Here is a 235-nt window from a genome sequence, read left to right as displayed (position 1 = left end):
ATCAGTTAAATCAGGATGGACAAGTACATACTGCAGGCCTTATTGGTGGATCTCTAAAAGCCATAAAAGCATTTGGATGGGTTTGCAGAGTTGGGGGAAAAACTCTTAAATGGGCGATTAGACCACTCTCTCCTTCTAAAGCGAGACTCGTCGACAAATATGCACGTAAAATTGCATATGCCACAGAAAGATTAAATAGTGCTTCAAAAGGCGCTCTTGTAAAAGCCTTAGTGAA

Annotated in this window: 1 protein-coding gene; it reads left to right on the top strand. The window is 40.9% G+C overall.

The window, feature by feature from the left end; translation table 11 throughout:
• Positions 1-235, top strand: a 235-nt coding sequence (locus CF394_RS11940) for a YqxI family protein (protein ID WP_500691228.1), incomplete at both ends; no start/stop codon positions are given.

It is taken from the genome of Tetzosporium hominis, from assembly GCF_002265435.1.
Classification (GTDB): Bacteria; Bacillota; Bacilli; order Bacillales_A; family Planococcaceae; genus Chryseomicrobium; species Chryseomicrobium hominis.
Note: the sequence above shows the minus strand (reverse complement) of the source record. Positions and strands in the feature narration are given on the sequence as shown.